An 18924-nucleotide genomic window follows, 5' to 3' on the forward strand; every position below is an offset into this window, starting at 1 on the left:
AAAGGGAACAAGTACGTTCTCTTTGCGCGTTTTGTTATTGATCTTCGGATTTTAATGAACCGCTTTCCTTCTTCGCTTTCTCGACAACTTCCTTCAGGTCATCCCCAACTGTCAATTCAGTTGGTTTTACACCTGCCATATAAGCCGCACGGCTCATCAAATGTCCGCCGATCGGAGAGGTCACAAACAAGAAGATGATACCTAACAGCAGTTGAATGCTGAAATGACCCTCGTTATACCAGAAGTGAATGAATACACCAAGCAGGATACTCATGACACCGAGTGTGGCACTCTTAGAGGCTGCGTGAGCCCTTGTATAGACATCGGGGAACCGAAGTATCCCTATGGTCGTAACAGCCGTAAAAACAACGCCTACGGTAATTGTAATGACAATTAGAATGTTAATGATGACGCTCACGTTCGATAATCTCCCCTCTTTCAATGAATTTGGAGAACGATACGGTTCCGATGAAGGAAATGATAGCGATGAGCAAAATCACATCGATATAAAATCTCGTATCGAACAATATCGAAAGAAGCGCAATCGCTGAAATGAGCATGACACCGATTCCGTCCAGCGCGATGAGCCGGTCAGGCACAGACGGCCCCTTGAATACACGGTACATCAGTCCGGCCATGGATAGAGAGACCACAATCATACTGATCCAAATGAATATTGTCATGCGCGGCTCACCTCCATAATCGCTTTCTCAAAAGAGTTTTTAATCGATTCGATCGCTTCATCCACATCGTAAACATCCAACGCATGAATATAAAGCGTCCGCTGATCATCCGACACATTGACCACAATCGTACCCGGTGTCAATGTGATGAGGCTTGATAACAGTGTAATCTCCCAATCATGCTCCAGCTCAGTCGGCAATGCAAAAAACATTGGTTGGAGATTCAACTTCGGCCGGATGACGAGCATGAAGACCGAAATGTTGGAGAGCGTCAATTCCTTCAGGAAAAGCAAGGTCAGTTTGAGCGCAGCCCAAAGCTTCCAGACATAAAGCCTGCTTTTGAAAAATCGCCTTGTCAAAAAGAGGAGGATCAATCCAATCAGGAACCCGATTACGAAAGTCGAAGCACTGAAGGAAGACGTCATGAACATCCAAGTGACTGCGATAAAAACATTTAATAATATTTGAAAGGCCATCGACATCTACTCCTTTAACACCGCATCAATATAGATGGATGGTTGTAGTAATACATTCGATGCATCCGTCATGTAAGGGAGAAGCCATTCTGTCCCGACACCATAGAGGACAGAGAGAACGACGAGCACAACAGTTGGAACCATCATTCGTCTATACGGTTTCCGCTCCACTGAAGGCAATGCTTGAGGTTCGCCCCAAAAAGCGTAAATGAAAATACGGATGACAGATAGTAACACAACAAGACTGGAAGCCAAGACGACAATGCTTCCCCATATATGGTCAGCTTGGAATGCCCCTTCCACAATAAGCAGCTTTCCGATGAAGCCGCTCAAAGGCGGGATGCCGGCCAGGCCGAATGCCGCGATTAAATAAAACCAGCCTAGTGATGGATGCGTCTTCATCAGACCACCCATTTTTCGCAAATCGGAAGTGCCTGTCACATAAATGATCATCCCGATCAAGAAGAACAAAGCCCCTTTGATCAGCATGTCATGAAGCAAATAAAAGACAGCGCCGGAAAGCCCCGATTCGTTCATTTGTGCAGAGCCGAACAAGATGACCCCGACCGCAATGACGATATTGTAAATGACAATCTGTTTCAGGTCGAAATAAGCAAGTGCCCCAATACATCCGGCGATGATTGTCAAAATGGATAACACCATCAGAAGCCCGTGTGTAAAGTCCGTATGGTGGACGAAAAATAAAGTGTAGGTCCGCATGATTGCATACACCCCGACTTTTGTCAGCAAAGCTCCGAACAGAGCGAGGACAGGAATCGGCGGTGCCGCATACGAACCAGGAAGCCAGAAGTATAGTGGGAAGATAGATCCTTTAATCCCAAACACAATGAGCATCAGCACGGCAATGACCGTAATAATGCCTGGCTGGCCAATCTCAGCAATTTTGACCGAGATATCTGCCATATTTAGCGTTCCGACAACGGAATACAAGTAGGCAACTGTAATGACGAATAAAGCAGATGATACGACATTGATCAATATGTATTTAATAGACTCACGCAACTGTCTCTTTTCTCCACCAAGAACAATCAAAACATAAGAAGCAATGAGCAGCACTTCAAAGAAGACGAACATATTGAAAATATCACCCGTCGTGAATGCACCATTCACACCAGTAACCATGAAGAGGATTGCCGAGTAATAGAAATAATGCTCTCTGGCTTCCCCGATGGAAGTGAAGCTATAGATGACGACAAGCAGTGTAATAATGATTGTCGTCGTGACTAGCAAGGCTGAAAACATGTCCGACACCATCGAGATACCGAAAGGAGCCGGCCAGCTGCCAAGCGTAATCGTTTGCACGCCGTCTTGTTTAACGGTGTGAACGAGAAACAAGGAAGCTGCCAGGGCAGCGATCAGGCCAACTGCAGCCAATACTCGCTGCAGCACAATCCGTTCCTTGAAAAACAGCAGCACGATGGCAAAAAGAAATGGAATTATGATAGGAAACAAAAGTAGATTAATCATGTTCGTCATTTCCTCTCATCAAATTCATATTATCTGTTTTGTGTTCGCCGTACGTACGGTATGCGAGGACGAGCATAAAAGCTGTCACTCCAAAACTGATAACGATCGCTGTCAAAATCAAAGCTTGAGGCAAAGGATCCGCAAAATTCGTAGCCTCTTTATCCAGTACAGGTGGGGCAGAACCGCCAAGGCCTCCCATTGTTAAAATGAGCAAATGTGCTCCGTGGCTCAATAGCCCGGTGCCTAAAATCACTTTCAACAGGCTTCTGGATAAGATGAGATAAACAGCTGCCGTGAACAAAACACCGATTAGAATCGCCATCAGCAATTCCATTACGCATCCCCTCCAATCGATTGGATGATGGTCATCGCTGATCCGACAACAACCAAGTAGACTCCCGCATCAAACAGCATTGCTGTATGGAGGGAGGTCTCCCCGAAAAGGGGGAGCGTAAAATCGTCAAAGGCATGGGTGAAAAAAGGAACGTTGAACAGGATGGAGCCTGCCGCTGTGCCAAGAGCCAGTAGCAGCCCGATGCCAATGACAATAACGAAATTGAAAGGCAATGCCTTTTGGACCGTTTTCAAATCAAATGCGAGCAACAGCAACACAAGGGCTCCTGTCGTCAGCAATCCGCCAACAAATCCGCCGCCCGGCGTATAGTGGCCAGCAAAGAAAATATGGATGGCGAAAAGGAAAATGATGAAAAAGACAACTTTTGTCGTCGTTTGCAATATGACATCATTTGTTCTCATCCGAATTCTCCTTTCTTCCAAGGCGAAGCTTAATCATACCGAGCACGCCGATACCTGCGATCGATAAGACGGCAATTTCAAACAATGTATCGAAACCACGGTAATCCACCAGGATAACGTTTACAATGTTTCCGCCGCCCGCCTCGGTCTTCACTGTATCTTTGTAGAATTGAGCAATGGATGGAATCAGCTTTTGGGAGTGGGCTGATAAAGCAACCAGCGTCACTGTGATTCCGACCCCTATTGCGACAATGCCATTTGTCATTTTCGTTTTTACCGTTTCACCATGATCCTTTAGAGCAGGCAAATGCTTGAATGCGAGCAGGAACAGAGCGACTGATACGGTTTCGATGACGAGCTGCGTCAACGCCAAATCTGGCGCCTTGAAAATGACGAAGAACAAGGCGACTGAATAGCCGACAGCGCCAAGAGCGATGATGGCTGCCAGTCTTGTTTTCGATAACAAGACGAAGCACACGGCCAATAGTAGGATGACAGCATTGATCACGCTATAGACTCCAATATGGGCAAAGCTGTCCATATCAACGACAAACGCGTCTTGCGTGAATAAGATGACAAGAACGGCGACGCTGATGAAAGCGAAGATGTAAATCATATACGTACGGATCAACCCGGTCATATAGAAACGGGAAATCCGATTCATCCCTTTTTCACTGAAACTCATCATGCCGTCATACAAGGCATTTAGAGAAAGCTTAGCAGGCTGCAAGCCATACACCTTTTGCCATTTGGATAGCGAGATGAAGAGCAAGGCTCCAACTACAATAACGCCCACTGTCAGCCATAGTTCAACTGATTTAAAACCATGCCAGGCAGCTACATGGATATCTATGTCGCCAGGCTGTGAATACAAATTCGGCTGAATCGCTGCAACAGCCGGTTTTATTAGCCACTTTGCAACAAAGTTGGGAATAAAGAATATTCCGACGACCAAAACTCCGAGAATGACAGGAGAAATGAGCATGCCGACAGGTGCTTCATGAGGCTCCTGAGGCAGCTGGCCTTCTTTTCGCTTACCTGCAAACGTTCGGAACACAAAATAGAAGCTGTAGACAAACGTGAAAACGCTAGCAATCCATGCGATGACAGGGAACAGGATGCCCCATGTGTCGAATTGGAACAGTTCGAATTGCCGGATCGCCACCATCGATTGCAGGAACATTTCTTTACTGAGGAATCCATTGAATGGCGGCAGGCCGGCCATCGACATGGAACCAATAAATACGATTGTGAAGCTGACAGGCATGATGCTCATCAAGCCACCCAGTTTCCGGATATCCCGTGTCCCGGTTTCGTGGTCGACAATACCTGCGATCATGAAAAGGCTTCCTTTAAATGTCGCATGATTGATCAAGTGGAAGATTGCCCCGAACATGGCAAATTTAAATATCGCATCATTGGAGTGGAACGTGATAGCCCCAGCACCGAGTAGTGACATGATCAATCCGAGTTGACTGACGGTGGAGAATGCTAAAATCGCTTTCAAATCCGTCTGTTTTACAGCAAATAATGAACCCCAGAAAAGGGTGAGCAAACCGATGCCTGTTACAAGCCAGACCCAAACTTCTGAAAAAGCGAAGATCGGCGTGAAGCGTGCTACTAAATACAGTCCTGCTTTAACCATTGTCGCCGAGTGGAGATAAGCACTGACCGGGGTCGGCGCTTCCATGGCATCGGGCAACCAAATGTAGAACGGGAACTGTGCTGATTTCGTAAATGCCCCGAGCAAGAGAAGAACCAGCGCGAGAGTAAAATAGTCGTGCCCAACAAAATCAGGAGCGGACGCAATCAATTCACGAATGGAGTATGTATCCCCCATAATGCCGAGAAGGACGAATCCCCCGAGCATCATCAAACCGCCAAAAACAGTGATCATCATGGACTTCAATGCACCGAATCTGGAACGGTCCCGGGTAAACCAGTAGCCGATCAAAAGAAATGAAGAGATCGACGTCAATTCCCAAAACAGATAGAGGGAGATGACATTATCGGACTGAACGACTCCGAGCATGGCGCTCATGAAAAGGAGAAGATAGACATAAAAGTTACCTAGCTTCTCCTTGTTTTTATCCAAATAGAAGATGGAGTAAAGTACTACAAGTGATCCGATCCCTGTGATCAGCAATGAGAAAAGCAGGCTGAGTCCATCAATGTAGGAGACAAATGAAATGCCCATGGATGGAATCCACTGCAGTTCGGATATGGCATGTCCTCCATCCATTGTGGACGGGATAAATGTTGCGTAATAGAGAAACAGTACGAGAGGGACTGCCAGAACAAACCAACCAGTATGTATACGTTTCATTCTTTTAAATAAAAGGGGAATGAATAAGGCAGCCACAATCGGCAAGAAAATCAGCAATACGAATTCCAAGAAAATCCTCCTTCCAACAACTGAATCAAAATTCCTTACATTGCTTAAAAGTATAACGTAATTCGGGCATATTTGCATAGGCGATGTCGACACTTTATTGCTAAAGTCGACTCTCTTCCTATATTATAGAAAAAGATAATATTTTTTGGGGTGTCAAATGAGGAATCCATATTTGTTCGGTTATTTGCCTTTTGTTACCATATCACTGTTCAGTTTAACGTTTGGTGTTTATACAGTAAGTGCATCGGTCGGGTTTTTTCAGGAAATCGGGCTTTATGCTGGAATGCGGGAATTTTTGACGGATGCTCAACTCCGGCTCTTCTTGCTTATCATCTATGCACTTGTTTTTTTTATGCTGTTTTCTGCGTTAAAGCTCATTGCAGAGACGATTCATGAAACCGCGATGCTGTTTTTTTCGAAGGATGCGAAAGGGGAGTCATACAGCGAGGCGAAGGGCGGCAATGTCATTTACTTTTTCGGTGCTCTTGCTTCTGTTGTCGGTATCCAATCAGTCACTATCCTTTTACTTGTCTTCATCTTAACGACATTCATTTATTTCATCTACATCGTGTTCAAACTAACAAAGTTCATGACACTGGGCAGCACAGTCGGTTTAATTGCGTTTGAAATTATTATTTGGAGTCTGTTTCTGTCTTGTATTCTTTATATCTTGTTGAAGTTATATAACGGCGTCATGGCCAGTCTGCCGAAAGTATAGAGGAGCAGCCCAATAAGGGCTACTCCTCTAATAATGCGTTAAAAGCGCGTAAATGTATTTTTTGGTCACTGGCGTACTTGATTGGCTGCGGGGTGTCGCGTCCGATCCAGACGGCTGTCGTAAACCGGTCATTGAAGCCGGCTACCCAAATATCTTTGTAGTGATTGGTCGTACCGGTCTTTGCCCCTGTGTAGGCAGTTGTCAATCGGATGCCTTTCCCTGTACCGTTGCGCACGACATCATTCATCATCGACCGCATAGTGACGGTTGTGGAAGAGCTCCAGACGGTTTCCCGCTTGTCGTTCCATTGGTATAGTGCTTCACCGTCATAGCTGCTTACAGCACGTATGGCATGCGCTGGCTGGTACGTGCCATCAATGAAGCTGGAGTAGGCAGATGCCATTTCTAATGGCGTCACGCCTTTGGAAAATCCCCCAAGTGCGGCTGAATAGGTTTTGTCTTCTTCCGTCACCATCTTGAAATGAAAAGGAGTTAGCGAATCGAATGCGCGATCCAGCCCGACAGTCAGGAGCAAGCGGACGGCTGCTGTATTATGGCTATACCGGAAGGCTTCGCCGAGCGTTGTGATGCCATACCGGTATCCACCGATGTTTGTCGGACAATAGGAGCCAACGCAAATATTGCTGCTATCGATTGGCGTTCGTTCCGAATAGGGCCCGCTTTCAAGATAGGGGCCATATACCAGCAACGGTTTGATGGCAGATCCCGGCTGCCGGTAGGCTTGGTAGGCGCGGTTGAAATCCGCTTTGCGGTAGCCTTTTCCAGCGTAAATGCTGACAATCTCTCTCGTGTCATTGTCTATGACAGCCGCACCGGCTTGCAGACCGTTTTCCGGAAGCAATGCATCCAGCGCCTTTTCGTCATGCAGTTGCTTCTTTGGTAACAGTGCGGTGTCGATGACAATTCCGCTTTGGGCAATCTCGGTTGTTCTTTTCTGCAAGTTTTTTTTCAATGCCTCTTTCTCTTCAGGGGTAGCGGCAGTTTGAATCTTGTCATCGAATCCTTCCGCTTGGGCAACCAGTTCTTCCAGCTCAGCAAGCACATAAGAACTGTATGCATCGTAACCACGCGCTTTCTTTTTTAAGCTCAGCTGAATCGGATATTTTTTATACGCTTCGCATTCCTCATCTGTAATAACGCCCTCTTGTGCCAATTGATTGAGCAGCAGCTCCTGCCTCTTTTTCGTCTTGTCGAAATGACGAACCGGATCGTAGAGGGACGGATTGTTTGGAATAGCGGAAATGAAAGCCATCTCCGCCTCATTCAGCTGTTCGAGAGGACGGCTGAAGAAGTACGTGGAAGCGGCACCGATGCCATACACCCGGTGTCCGAAGTACATTTCATTCAAATACATCTCTAAAATGTCGTCCTTCGACGTCTGTTTTTCCATTTCTGCCGCATAGAGCAGTTCACGGAATTTCCTTTCATACGTTTTCTCCGTTGTTAAGAAATTCATTCGGACTACTTGTTGCGTAATCGTCGAACCTCCCTGTTTTCTGTCATCGGCTGCGGCATTTACAGCGAAAGCCCTTGCGATGGCCGAGACGTCATACCCGCGGTGTTCATAAAAGCCCCTATCTTCACTAGTAATAAACAGCTGCTGAATAAAGAGGGGAATAGAGGACAGTTCGAGAGGATGTCTCCATTCTGCGTATTGTTCGGCAACGATAATCCCGTTGCGGTCTTTGATGATAATGGGCAGACTATTTTGCCCTTCAGTTAGTTCAAGCGAATCTTGTAACTCGTTATGAGCTGATTGTGCTTTCGTTACCTCAGAAGCGATTGAATGCTGGACGCCCCATAACAGCGGGATGCAAAGAAATATGAATCCCACACCGATTAACTGCTTCAAATACGAGCCTCCATTCCAAATTATGCATATAAAAAATATAGCACACTTCGAAAGTCGAAGTGTGCTCATTTTACGGAAATGTCTATTAAACTTTTGCCCTTTGTTTCTCGCCCTCAGCAAGAAAATCCTCGAAGTCCTGAACCGGTTTGCGTTTTGCATAATATAAAAATGCAAAACCAAGCAAAAACAAGACGCCTGTCAGGATAAAGACAGAAGAGATGCCGATGAATCCGCTCACGATACCGCCGAACATAGGCCCGATAATATTTCCGAGGAACCGGAAGCTCGTGTTATAGCCCATCACTTCTCCTTGAATATTAATCGGTGCTTCTCTCCGGACCAAAGCCGTTGTAATCGGAATCATGCCACCCATGGAAATCCCGAATAACAGCCGGCAAATGATTAATTGCCAGATATTCGTTACGAACGCCTGCGGAATGATGAACAGGAACGATAACAATAATAAGGTGCCAAGCACTTTTTCATATCCGATATCGTCGCCGAGCTTTCCCCATCGCCGTGCAAATAAAAGATTGCCCACACCGGCTGCACTAAAAGTGATCCCCGCTAAGAATGCTACATTTGTCGCATGGCTTAAATCAGCGACATACAAAGAAAGAAGCGGTTGAATGCTGAAGTTCCCGATTTGGATCAGCGCGGTGACGATCATGACATTCAGCATGAGACGATGATGGAGCAGTCCGCTTAAAATCGTTTTGCGGGAGTAATGGGCACTCTTTGCGTCCTTTATTCTTTTCTCTTCTTTAATACCGATCAATACAATAATTGCGGCCACGACGACCGAAAAGGAAGTAATGATGAATGTGTACTTGAAGCCGAATGCGTCTGCCAGCAATCCACCGAGGATTGGGCCAAACAAAGTACCGGTGACGCTTCCCATTTGTAATGTGCCGAGCCTCTTTCCGGCTTCTTCCCGAGCGGTCTGAGAGGAGACGAACGCAAGAGAAGTCGGAATGAATCCAGTTACGACACCATTCAGAAGACGAAGAAGGAAAAATGCTTCGACGGAATGGACGAAGCCCATGAGGAAAACAGAGGTCGCAATCCCGAAACCGTTAATTAACAGAATCGGCTTATAGCCGTATTTATCGGCAACACGGCCCCAGATTGGCGACATGATCAATGCGGTGATGAATGTGGCACCGAATATGAGTCCGGCCCATTTTTGTACATAAGCTTCTGAATGGTCTCCGAATGTCTCAATATATAAGGAGAGGAAAGGCATGATCATGGTCATCGTTCCGGCCACGAGGAAGTTAGCAAACCATATAATAATAAAATTCCGTTTTTGTACTGTCATTTGGAAACCCGCTTTCTTCGCATGCAAATGCGCTAATGCCTGGAAAGTTCCAATCAAAAAAAGGATTCCCTTTGCCTGTTGGAACTAAACTTTACCTACTGACATGCAATAGTATAAAACAATTCGATAACCGAAGGAAATAACATGCTTAATAAATCGAAAAACAGAAATGAATATGGTAAACTTGGACAGGGTGAGCAGAAGTAATGAAAATGACCATCAGTGCGATGATCATGTTAATGATTTTATTAACGGCTTGCGGTCAAAGCGAACTCAAGCCAGAAGAACCACTAGAGGAAGAGACGAATTCTTCCGTAAACCAATCAGTTTCAAATTCAGAGGAGGCTACTGCCATGTATCCACAATTGACAAACGAAGTTGCTGCAAATGAAGCACTAGTTGTGATGAACACAACATTGGGGCCGATCAAAATCAAGCTGTTTCCTGAACAAGCGCCAAAAACGGTTGAAAACTTTTTGACTCATGCAGAAAACGGCTATTATGATGGCATCATTTTTCACCGTGTTATCAATGATTTCATGATCCAAGGCGGAGACCCTACCGGCACTGGCATGGGCGGCGAAAGCATTTATGGAGATTCATTCGAGGATGAATTCACAATGGATCTTTTCAATATTAGAGGAGCCCTTTCCATGGCAAATGCGGGCCCGAATACAAACGGAAGCCAGTTCTTCATCGTTCAGGCGAGTCGTGCACCAGGTTCTGCTGACCAATTGAAAAAAGGCGGCTGGCCTGACGAAATCGCTGAAGCATACTCTGAGCGTGGCGGCACTCCTCACTTGGATCAAAAACATACCGTTTTCGGCCAAGTCATTGAAGGAATGGACGTTGTGGATAAAATTGCTCAAGTGGAAACTGGCCGTCAAGACAAGCCGGTTGAAGATGTATCGATTCAATCCATTGAAATCATTCAAAAATAATGTAAACTCAACAAAAAAGGAAGTGTCGTAATTGAACGCGATTCTAATGCCGTTCCTTTACTTTCCGGAAGATAAGACCGAGTATATTCCGGCCGCTATCTCATTTGCGTTTTTCATGGTCCTTCTTGTTCTCACATTCATGTGGATTCGTCATAATTCGAAAAAGCAGGAAGAAGAGACGAGGGAATTGGAAGAGCGAATTTTACGAGAGCGCCGCGAAGCAAGAGAAAAACAGCATCCTCATCTGTGAGGATGCTGTTTCTATTTACTTAATCTTTTTCAAGCCAATGCGCGGATGAACCGTTTCACGCCGTCTTCCACAACAGAACGTGGAGTTGCTACGTTCATGCGGAGGAAGCCTCTTCCGGATTCGCCGTATTTAGTGCCGGGCTCCAGCGCGAGTTTACCTACATTCAATAGCTTTTCCATCATGTCTTTCTCGTCTAAGCCGGTTCCCCGATAGTCGATCCACAGCAGGTAGGTTGCTTCCGGCTTGGCGATCTTGATACCAGGTACTTTCGCTTCAAGTTCTTCCTTTACGTAATCCATGTTGCTTGAGATGACTTCCAGCAGTTCGTCCAGCCATGGACCGCCTTCTTTATAGGCAGCAGTTAATGCAGAAGCGGCAAATGCGTTTAATTCCATTTGTCCGTGCGCTAACGCATTTTGGGCGAGCGCCGCCTGAAGATCTTCGTCCTCGGCAATCATGACGGCAGCTTGTACGCCGGCGAGGTTGAAAGTTTTGGTCGGAGCGACACATGTGATGACACGACCGCCTTCGGTTTCGGCAATCTTCGCCAACGGAATGTGACGGCTGCCCTCGAATACGAGGTCGGCATGGATTTCATCTGATAAGACGAGCACATCATATTTTTTGCAGAGTCGAAGGATTTCCTTCAGCTCGTCCTCTTTCCATACGATGCCTCCCGGATTATGCGGGTTGCAGAAGATGAATAACTTCACATTCTGTTTTAAAGAGTTTTCGAATTCCGAAAAATCGATCGAGTAACGTCCCTCTTCTTCTTTCATTACACACTCGACAAGATTGCGTTTCTGATGGCCTGGTACATTGAAGAACGGCGGGTAGACAGGAGGCGTAATTAAAATGTTGTCGCCTTCCTTTGTAAATGTTTCCACAACTGTGGCAATAGCCGGAACGACACCGTGATGGAATAACATCCATTCGTTTTTCGTCTCCCATCCATGACGGGAAGAAAGCCATTCACGGACAGCATCCTTACAGCCCTTGCATATGTATGAATAACCGAAAACCCCATGGTCCAAGCGTTCCCGCATAGCATCAATCACGGGTGCAGGGGCTGCGAAATCCATATCAGCAATCCACATTGGCAAGATCTCGGATGCATCTTCCACACCATATACGGCCTCCATATTTCCCCATTTGACGGAGCGGGTATTTCGGCGATCGATCACATGTTCAAATGCTTTCAATGAAAATCCCTCTTTCCTTTTTTCTTTGACTATACTATGCTATCATAAATAGGAGAAAAGAAAAATAAGGTGACCTGTCGTGCAAACAATTGAGATGAATAAAAGAGCAGTGGCGCTTCTTGAAGAATGGGATCCATTCGATGCCGGTACACATGCATATGACTTGGAGATTACGGAGGTAGTCGCGGAACTTCAAGTGCTTGATCATCCGACAGATTTGGCTAAACGGATCCGTGAGATTTACGAACACTCATATGAATTATGGATTCCGCTTGAGCATTGTATGCAAATTGCCTACAAATTGCTGGCCATCAAATATGAAGCGAAATGTATAGTCTAATATAAAAACCATTCACATCGCATCTGTCCACTGGGCAGATGCTTTTTTTATTTCATATGAAACAATTCAACGATTGCCGTCGTATCATCTGCAATAGAGAGAACGGGGGAAGAGAAATGGATGAGTCCGAACTGATAGCCAAGGCCCAGGCTGGGGATCATGCGGCTTACGGCGAATTAATGTCGAATTATTATCGAACGGTGGAGAAATTTGCATACCAATGCGGCGTGCGACTGGATGATATCGGCGATGTGACGCAAGAAGTGTTCATCAAGTTATATCGCTTTCTCCCCCAATTTAACCAGCAGCGTTTTACGACGTGGCTCTATAAAATCACGTTAAATGCAACAAGGGATTATTACAGGAAGGAAGGACGAGAAAAAGAGAAGCGAGAAAAGTTCGTCACCAATCGATTTGATTCCAGCGAACCTTCAGCCGAGGACCAAGTCTTCCTTTTTGAAGAAGACCGGGAATTGCATGAAGCGATGGTCCGTCTGGATGAAAAATATCGCATTCCGCTCATCCTCTTTTATTTTCAAGATGTGAGTTACCAACAAATTGCAGATATTTTGAATATGACCATGCCAGCCGTCAAGACGAGGATCTTCAGAGCGAAGGAATTGCTCAAAAAAGAAATGATCTCGCAAGCAGGAGGTGCTTCAAATGGACAATGAGCGTTTTGAGAAACGGATGGAATTGCTGAAAAAATCGTATGAGCGGGTTCCTTCCACATTTGATCCAAGCAAGGTGCTCCAAAAACTTGAAGCGGAAACCAAACCAGCTGACATGCCGGCAGGGAAGCGAAAGAAGATTAACCAGCAAGTCATGGTATGGGTCGTTGGCATCGCAAGCATTCTGATCATCAGTCTAATTGCGGGATTATATGTGGCGGATCAAAAAAATACAGATGAAGAACCAGTTACATCCGACGAAATAGATCAGCTTATGGAGAAATTAAAAAAGGATTACGAGGTGGAGAGAGAGAAGCGAAGAGTTTTGTTGAAATTGGAGAAGCAGGATTTTGATAAGTATGATTCGTACGATCCTTTTTGGATGGTAACGAACGGTTCAACTTCATCCTTACTACAAGATGGTGATCCAAAAGGAAGGTTAATGCAATTTTACAATCAAGGCGTGGAGAATTTAAAAACACCTTCTGAAATGGTGGCGGATCTTAAATCGAATCCGTTAACTGAGGATAAAGAGGGTAGCCTTGAATTTATCAATGCCTATAGAGAAAAAGTAGAGCGCCTTACTGCGATCTACAATGAAATTCTTCAGGAAAATAACGACCTTTTGCAAGCATATGAGGTCGATCCGTCCCTTGATAAAGCGTATATGATTGGAATGAGTAAGGGGGCGTTCCCGGAAAGGCTTCAAAATATCCTTGATACAATGAAGGAACAGTCGATTCAATTGCAATCTGACGTGGATTCATATGGCGAAGAGTTTTTCACTAAGTACTATTCTTCCAAAATACATGAACAAATTGTTCCACTTCTGAACCCCGACACGCGGGCGTATATCGATATGATGACAGAAGCCCCTTATATTGTGGCAGGTGAGCTGGTGTATCCGTTGGAGGAATCAGTGGAAATGATGAGAGGCATGCAGCATTCTTTGACAAATGTTGAAGACAATTCGGCTCTTTATCAACTCCTGGAAACGTATTACGTCACTATGTTCAACACGATTTTGCGGGGCACAGAGAAATCACCTGTCTTTGATGAACAAGGGAAGGTGAAGCAGGAATACAGAGAAGCGTGGAAGAACATGGCGTCTGGTTCCGAGGCAACTCCTTTGCGATATGTCATGATGCCTATTGTTGAAGAGATGGAAGAATCGGGCTGGACAACATCCGAAACGTTGAACCGGATTGGGTACGATGCACTTAAAGACGCCTTAGTCGTGCAAAGGGCAGGGCAATTAGAAATGTATATGTACGGAGAACAACCGGTGTTTCCAGACGAGGAGATTAAAGTACCGGATGCTGCGTTTGAGCAAAAAATCGAAGGCCTTTACAGTTCATTCAAAAAACAATATGATCTTGCGGTATTAGAAGGGCGGTCTCCTATCGATATTGTCGCGCTATATGATCTGGCGAATAAGAAAAATGATACTGAAATGATGTATCACTTGCATCATGAAAATGTATGGAAGTACTCCGAAAGTGGATACGAGATGTCACTGAAGCAGTACAAGGCATCGTGGCAAAAGGCGTTGTCCTTATTATCTCTCAGCGATGAAATCAGCTTCTCCGGGGAAGATGTTTTTCGGAACGATAACCTCTTGTATGGCACTGTCAATTTATCCAGGCAGGGGAATGTAAGATATGCACTGAACGTCATACATGACAATGGGATTTGGTTCATTGGAGATGTGACATTGCAGAAATTACCTTCTTACGAAGAGCAGCCTCTCACTGAAATCACTGATGATACGATGAAGAATATCGTCCGGCTTTACAATCAAGTGTCGGAGGACCAAAATGGGGAAGCGCTTCTAGGGATAGAGCCGATGTCGATTGTAGCACTCTATTACTATGCCGGCTTCCGCAATGACCTCGACACGTTATATAAACTGTATTATAAAGGTCCGGGGAGTGACCTCGTGGGAAAGGAAGAATTCATAAAGACCATGAAGCCGTCATGGCCACGATTTAATGAGTTGTTCACATCTATGTCGTTCAAAGGAATGGAACAGGACAAAGAAGGAAACTGGCCGGGCGTTGCTACCCTCCATGTGAATACAGAGCAGTTCCCTGATTATGAAAAGACCGTGGAACTCCGGATGATCTGGACGGAAGATGGATGGCGTGTGAAATACGAACCGAAGTAAGGAAATGTCTCTGAGCTGCTGCCTCTCCGGGTGGCAGCTTTTTGTATGTTTGTCCAGAACTAGATAACTTGATAAGATAGAGGGACAGAGATTGGAGAGAGTGGGAGATGATTCCATGGGGGAACGAACAGAACGCCTGATGCAACTGGCGAGACAGGTGGAGCAATTGGCCATCCAACTTGGTGTGCCACCAGAAGTCGCTGGAGAATGGACCGAAACGTTTTTTCAAGAATATCATGCCCAAAATGGGATACATGCGGATTTGGAACAGGCCCATGTTTTTCGCGACGTCTATGTGCGGCTTTCCAAGAATATCCCCTCTCCAACCACAGGATTTTTGACATTTGAGGAAGATAACGAACTTTTTGGAAGATTGACAGACTTGCCAGTTGACATGAAAAGCGTGCTGCTTTTTTCACGGTTACACATGTTGCTGGTGGACGAAATTGCCCGTATTACAGGCTTGCCTGAGGAAACGATAGTTGAGCTGGAGAGGGAAGGCTTAGCCAGTTTCAACGATCCGCTTATTGAAAAGAAGTTATCCTTGTTACATATATCACTTGAAAGGCTTCGGCCATCTTTCCGTTATGAACAGCTGTACCAGGCTGAATCTATCGTAAAGCCAGTCATCCAAAAGAAGCCTGTTAGACCTAAAAAAACGATCTACCTCTGGGTCGCCGGCATGCTGTCTCTCGCCGTTATCTCGTATTTCTGGGTCATTTCGAGCGATGAGCATAAGGCATCGTCATCCGCTAAACTCATTGCGAAGCTTGAAGCTTCTTTCGAGAAGGAATTCCAAGACAGGCTCGATCAAAGCGGACTTGCTCCGTTGATCGAGAAAGACCCGATGATGATTAATTTTCTTTATAACAGAGATATACGTAAAGAATTTGATATGTACATTTTCAATTTAGACTACACTCTTGAGAAAAAGGGTGTCATTGATAAGAAAGAGGCGCTCAAACAGTACGACAAATTTATTGATGAGATTAAGTTGCCGTCCGAGATAGCGGAGGAGCTGTTTGCTCGTCCGTTGACGAAAAATCTTGAAGAAAGTGAGCGATTTTTGGAACGCTACTTGGTTAAACTTATGCAGATGCAAGGGGGCTATACGTATTTATTATCCACCACTGAATTTCCGGAATTGATGGAAATGGATGAACTACAAGACGGTGAAGTGTATATGCCACAGGAGGACACCATATCTGACGAGCTGAAGAACGTGCTAAAGGGGATGGAGTCGCAAAATATCTACTTGACCTCCATTAACGGCGCATATCCAACTCCCTTACTTGGGACAAATGAGTATAGTGACCGCATCGCCCGATTCCTTCACCCTGATTGTGTTGTATATATAAAATTGCCTCAATATGACTTTAACAAGGCATTGCACTATCCTGATCGGTCATTAGATAAGTTAGTGAATTATCTCGAAGAAATGGAAAACCTGCTGCTGAAAACAGAGCGCAAGAAAGAAGCCTCGGAATATCTGTATGGAGCCTATACGTGGGTATTCATCAGCATTTTGGGAGAAGGTGGTCATAATGCAGTTGGCGCAGATTCCCGTGTGAAAAAAGAGTACCGGGAAGCGTGGCAGCAAATCGCGTCGCTAGGTCCCGATTCTCCATCCGCTTCTATCATGTCCCGTGTCGTTCAAGAGATGGAGGAGGATGGATGGTTTTATTCCCCGTATTATGAAGAGCTCAAAGCAAACGGTATTTACCGGTCATTAGACCAAGCGGTGAGCCAATTTTCCGAACGACCTGAATAGTGTTTAAAACTTGTCAATTTTTTGCTCTTAATTTCATTACATGGTATAATTGCGGATGGCCGTATAGGCAGAATCGATACCAAAAAGATTGGGAGCTGTTTCAACATGGCAAGAAAATATGAAGTGGGGGAAGAACTTTCTGGCAAAGTGACGGGAATTCAACCGTATGGTGCATTTGTCGCGCTGGACGAGGAGACGCAAGGTCTCGTTCATATTTCGGAAATCACATACGGGTTCGTTCGCGATATAAACGATTACCTCGCCATTGGACAAGAAGTAAACGTAAAAGTATTGGAAGTGGATGAAGAGGCAGGCAAAATCAGCCTATCCATCCGTGCCTTGCAGGAAACGACAGATGCCGCAAAGAAAAACAAGATGGCAAAAAATCGTAAATCACTGCAAGATCGTGTGAAAGAGCATGATGCGGATGGTTTTAATTCACTTAAAGACAAATTGAAGGACTGGATCGAACGATCAGGTTATCAATAAAAAAATGAAGGGAGCGGCTTCAGTTGCCGTTTCCTTCATTTTTTTATTTTCCGTAATCGATATTGAAGATTCTGGCGGCTCATTCCAAGCGCATTGGCCGTTTTTGTGATGTTGTCATCATGCAGTTTCATCGCTTTCAGCAAATAATATTCCTCTGCCTCCCGCAAAAATTGATCGAGGGGCATTAAATCTTTATTTGGTTGTACAATAAAGTCGACAGCTTGAACAGGCTTGTTCATCATGTCGTCCGTTTTGATTCTGAAATGGAGAGGCAGCATTTCATATGTGATGACGGTGTCCATTGTAGCCAAGGAAGAGATTTCATCGAGCAAAAACTCCAGCTCCCGTAAATTGCCCGGCCAGTCGTAAAGAAGAAACAGCTGTTCCACTTCTTCGGAAACTCCTTCAAGTGAATAGCCGAAACGTTCCTTGCGCTTCGTCAGGTACGCATCGATAAAAGGCATAATGTCCTCTTTCCGTTTCCTGACAGGAGGAATCCGGATAGTGAAGGAAGCAAAGAAATAATAAAGATCCTTCAACAAAGTGCCGCGTGAAATCAATTCTACCGGGTCTTCCCCGATGCTCGCAATGAACTGGCGTCCGTCCTTCTCCGCATCGCTTAAAATGGAAAGAAGCTTCTGCTGCAGTCCCATAGACAGGAGGTCGATCCGTTCGCAAAATAAGGTAAACTGGTCTGCTTCATCGAATTCGTGCGCAAGTTTTTCGATCATTTCCGAATCGGTACTATGGCAAAACAGAGTGTAGAAGGGAGTATCTGTTGACGAAGATTCATTATGAATGCTTTCAGCCAATAAATCCTTTCCTGTTCCCGTTTCGCCGATGAGGAGAATCGGCAGCTTTGCACTGCACGCTTTTCTTGCGGTCGTAATGACAGCTTTCATCGCATCCGAATTGGCTACTATTTGATTGAACGTGACAGGTGTACTGTTCTTCCGTAGCGGGTGGAAAATAAATTTCTCCAGGGCGGTTACATCTCTGGCGATTTCAACTGCGCCGATTAAAGTTCCCTCTGAGAAAATAGGAAAGGTATCGTTGATGGTCGTGATTTCATTCCCGTTCCGGTTCCAATAGGTCTGTTTGACATTCAGTTGTTCTTTTCCACTTTGAAGCACTTTCAACAGCGTACTTTCTTCCTGTTCAAAACTGAAGAGCTCCAGTATGGAACGGTCTCCTACATCATCTAGGTCGAGCCCTTCAATCTCTTTCATTTTGTCATTATAAATGATCGTCCTGCCGGTTTGGTCGATGGCATGGATGCCGACACCCGCATGATTGACCGCAAATTGATAAAATGGAAAGTAAGGATTGTCGTATTGAACCAACTTTAACACCATCCAGTGAAAATTTTATAACAAATTTAAG

Annotated in this window: 19 protein-coding genes; 8 read left to right on the forward strand and 11 right to left on the reverse strand. The window is 45.2% G+C overall.

Going from position 1 to position 18924, the window contains the following annotated elements:
- Positions 1-34: 34 nt before the first annotated feature.
- The 7 genes from mnhG to L7D49_RS11795 are packed head-to-tail and all read right to left on the reverse strand — an operon-like array spanning position 35 to position 5798.
- Positions 35-418 (reverse strand): monovalent cation/H(+) antiporter subunit G, encoded by a 384-nt coding sequence (gene mnhG / locus L7D49_RS11765; protein ID WP_238081041.1) that lies wholly within the window; start codon positions 416-418, stop codon positions 35-37.
- Complete coding sequence (locus L7D49_RS11770) at positions 402-683, reverse strand: Na(+)/H(+) antiporter subunit F1 (protein WP_238081044.1); 282 nt, start codon at positions 681-683, stop codon at positions 402-404. Before L7D49_RS11770 ends, mnhG begins: the two co-directional genes overlap by 17 nt.
- Positions 680-1159: a Na+/H+ antiporter subunit E gene (locus L7D49_RS11775; RefSeq protein ID WP_238081046.1), complete on the reverse strand. Its 480-nt coding sequence runs from the start codon at positions 1157-1159 to the stop codon at positions 680-682. Before L7D49_RS11775 ends, L7D49_RS11770 begins: the two co-directional genes overlap by 4 nt.
- 6 nt (positions 1160-1165) lie before the next feature.
- Positions 1166-2647 carry a Na+/H+ antiporter subunit D gene (locus tag L7D49_RS11780; protein WP_238081048.1) on the reverse strand — a complete coding sequence of 494 codons (1482 nt, stop codon included), beginning with the start codon at positions 2645-2647 and terminating at the stop codon, positions 1166-1168.
- Positions 2640-2981: a Na(+)/H(+) antiporter subunit C gene (locus L7D49_RS11785; protein WP_238081051.1), complete on the reverse strand. Its 342-nt coding sequence runs from the start codon at positions 2979-2981 to the stop codon at positions 2640-2642. Before L7D49_RS11785 ends, L7D49_RS11780 begins: the two co-directional genes overlap by 8 nt.
- Positions 2981-3403, reverse strand: a complete 423-nt coding sequence (locus L7D49_RS11790; protein WP_238081052.1) for a Na(+)/H(+) antiporter subunit B — start codon at positions 3401-3403, stop codon at positions 2981-2983. Before L7D49_RS11790 ends, L7D49_RS11785 begins: the two co-directional genes overlap by 1 nt.
- A complete protein-coding gene (locus L7D49_RS11795; protein WP_238081054.1) occupies positions 3390-5798 on the reverse strand; it encodes a Na+/H+ antiporter subunit A in 2409 nt (802 codons plus the stop codon). The genes L7D49_RS11790 and L7D49_RS11795 overlap by 14 nt, the downstream gene beginning before the upstream one ends.
- A gap of 157 nt (positions 5799-5955) precedes the next feature.
- On the opposite strand from L7D49_RS11795, the gene L7D49_RS11800 reads away from it, so the two are divergent.
- Positions 5956-6516: a YufK family protein gene (locus tag L7D49_RS11800; protein WP_238081056.1), complete on the forward strand. Its 561-nt coding sequence runs from the start codon at positions 5956-5958 to the stop codon at positions 6514-6516.
- A 19-nt stretch (positions 6517-6535) separates the two neighbouring features.
- Here the strand turns inward: L7D49_RS11800 and L7D49_RS11805 are convergent, their stop codons facing one another.
- A complete protein-coding gene (locus L7D49_RS11805; RefSeq protein WP_238081058.1) occupies positions 6536-8389 on the reverse strand; it encodes a transglycosylase domain-containing protein in 1854 nt (617 codons plus the stop codon).
- An 85-nt stretch (positions 8390-8474) separates the two neighbouring features.
- On the reverse strand, positions 8475-9710 hold the full coding sequence (locus L7D49_RS11810; RefSeq protein ID WP_238081061.1) for an MFS transporter: 1236 nt from the start codon (positions 9708-9710) through the stop codon (positions 8475-8477).
- 206 nt (positions 9711-9916) lie between these two features.
- Here L7D49_RS11810 and L7D49_RS11815 point away from each other — a divergent pair, with 206 nt between their 5' ends.
- Complete coding sequence (locus L7D49_RS11815) at positions 9917-10651, forward strand: peptidylprolyl isomerase (RefSeq protein WP_238081063.1); 735 nt, start codon at positions 9917-9919, stop codon at positions 10649-10651.
- 46 nt (positions 10652-10697) lie between these two features.
- A complete protein-coding gene (locus L7D49_RS11820) occupies positions 10698-10901 on the forward strand; it encodes a hypothetical protein (protein WP_418895878.1) in 204 nt (67 codons plus the stop codon).
- A 29-nt stretch (positions 10902-10930) separates the two neighbouring features.
- On the opposite strand, the gene L7D49_RS11825 is transcribed toward L7D49_RS11820, so the two are convergent.
- The gene (locus L7D49_RS11825) at positions 10931-12103 is read right to left on the reverse strand and encodes a MalY/PatB family protein (RefSeq protein ID WP_238081067.1); all 1173 of its coding nucleotides are present in this window, start codon (positions 12101-12103) and stop codon (positions 10931-10933) included.
- Between the two features lie 79 nt (positions 12104-12182).
- Here L7D49_RS11825 and L7D49_RS11830 point away from each other — a divergent pair, with 79 nt between their 5' ends.
- From L7D49_RS11830 to yugI, 5 genes are all read left to right on the forward strand, one after another.
- Complete coding sequence (locus L7D49_RS11830) at positions 12183-12443, forward strand: DUF1871 family protein (protein WP_238081069.1); 261 nt, start codon at positions 12183-12185, stop codon at positions 12441-12443.
- A gap of 116 nt (positions 12444-12559) precedes the next feature.
- Complete coding sequence (locus L7D49_RS11835; RefSeq protein WP_238081071.1) at positions 12560-13117, forward strand: RNA polymerase sigma factor; 558 nt, start codon at positions 12560-12562, stop codon at positions 13115-13117.
- Positions 13107-15281: a hypothetical protein gene (locus tag L7D49_RS11840; RefSeq protein ID WP_238081073.1), complete on the forward strand. Its 2175-nt coding sequence runs from the start codon at positions 13107-13109 to the stop codon at positions 15279-15281. Before L7D49_RS11835 ends, L7D49_RS11840 begins: the two co-directional genes overlap by 11 nt.
- Before the next feature lie 115 nt (positions 15282-15396).
- A complete protein-coding gene (locus L7D49_RS11845; protein WP_238081076.1) occupies positions 15397-17052 on the forward strand; it encodes a hypothetical protein in 1656 nt (551 codons plus the stop codon).
- 105 nt (positions 17053-17157) lie between these two features.
- Positions 17158-17541 (forward strand): S1 domain-containing post-transcriptional regulator GSP13, encoded by a 384-nt coding sequence (yugI, locus tag L7D49_RS11850; protein WP_238081079.1) that lies wholly within the window; start codon positions 17158-17160, stop codon positions 17539-17541.
- Between the two features lie 35 nt (positions 17542-17576).
- On the opposite strand, the gene L7D49_RS11855 is transcribed toward yugI, so the two are convergent.
- Entirely contained in the window at positions 17577-18884 is a 1308-nt protein-coding gene (locus L7D49_RS11855; RefSeq protein WP_238081081.1) for a sigma 54-interacting transcriptional regulator, read from the reverse strand.
- Positions 18885-18924 lie beyond the last annotated feature (40 nt).

It is taken from the genome of Sporosarcina cyprini (assembly GCF_022048975.1).
Classification (GTDB): domain Bacteria; phylum Bacillota; class Bacilli; order Bacillales_A; family Planococcaceae; genus Sporosarcina; species Sporosarcina cyprini.

Coding starts and splice junctions, on each gene's coding strand:
- L7D49_RS11770 (WP_238081044.1), bottom strand. CDS start 683: ATGACAATATTCATTTGGATCAGTATGATTGTGGTCTCTCTATCCATG.
- L7D49_RS11775 (WP_238081046.1), bottom strand. CDS start 1,159: ATGGCCTTTCAAATATTATTAAATGTTTTTATCGCAGTCACTTGGATG.
- L7D49_RS11780 (WP_238081048.1), bottom strand. CDS start 2,647: ATGATTAATCTACTTTTGTTTCCTATCATAATTCCATTTCTTTTTGCC.
- L7D49_RS11785 (WP_238081051.1), bottom strand. CDS start 2,981: ATGGAATTGCTGATGGCGATTCTAATCGGTGTTTTGTTCACGGCAGCT.
- L7D49_RS11790 (WP_238081052.1), bottom strand. CDS start 3,403: ATGAGAACAAATGATGTCATATTGCAAACGACGACAAAAGTTGTCTTT.
- L7D49_RS11800 (WP_238081056.1), top strand. CDS start 5,956: ATGAGGAATCCATATTTGTTCGGTTATTTGCCTTTTGTTACCATATCA.
- L7D49_RS11810 (WP_238081061.1), bottom strand. CDS start 9,710: ATGACAGTACAAAAACGGAATTTTATTATTATATGGTTTGCTAACTTC.
- L7D49_RS11815 (WP_238081063.1), top strand. CDS start 9,917: ATGAAAATGACCATCAGTGCGATGATCATGTTAATGATTTTATTAACG.
- L7D49_RS11820 (WP_418895878.1), top strand. CDS start 10,698: ATGCCGTTCCTTTACTTTCCGGAAGATAAGACCGAGTATATTCCGGCC.
- L7D49_RS11835 (WP_238081071.1), top strand. CDS start 12,560: ATGGATGAGTCCGAACTGATAGCCAAGGCCCAGGCTGGGGATCATGCG.
- L7D49_RS11840 (WP_238081073.1), top strand. CDS start 13,107: ATGGACAATGAGCGTTTTGAGAAACGGATGGAATTGCTGAAAAAATCG.
- L7D49_RS11845 (WP_238081076.1), top strand. CDS start 15,397: ATGGGGGAACGAACAGAACGCCTGATGCAACTGGCGAGACAGGTGGAG.
- yugI (WP_238081079.1), top strand. CDS start 17,158: ATGGCAAGAAAATATGAAGTGGGGGAAGAACTTTCTGGCAAAGTGACG.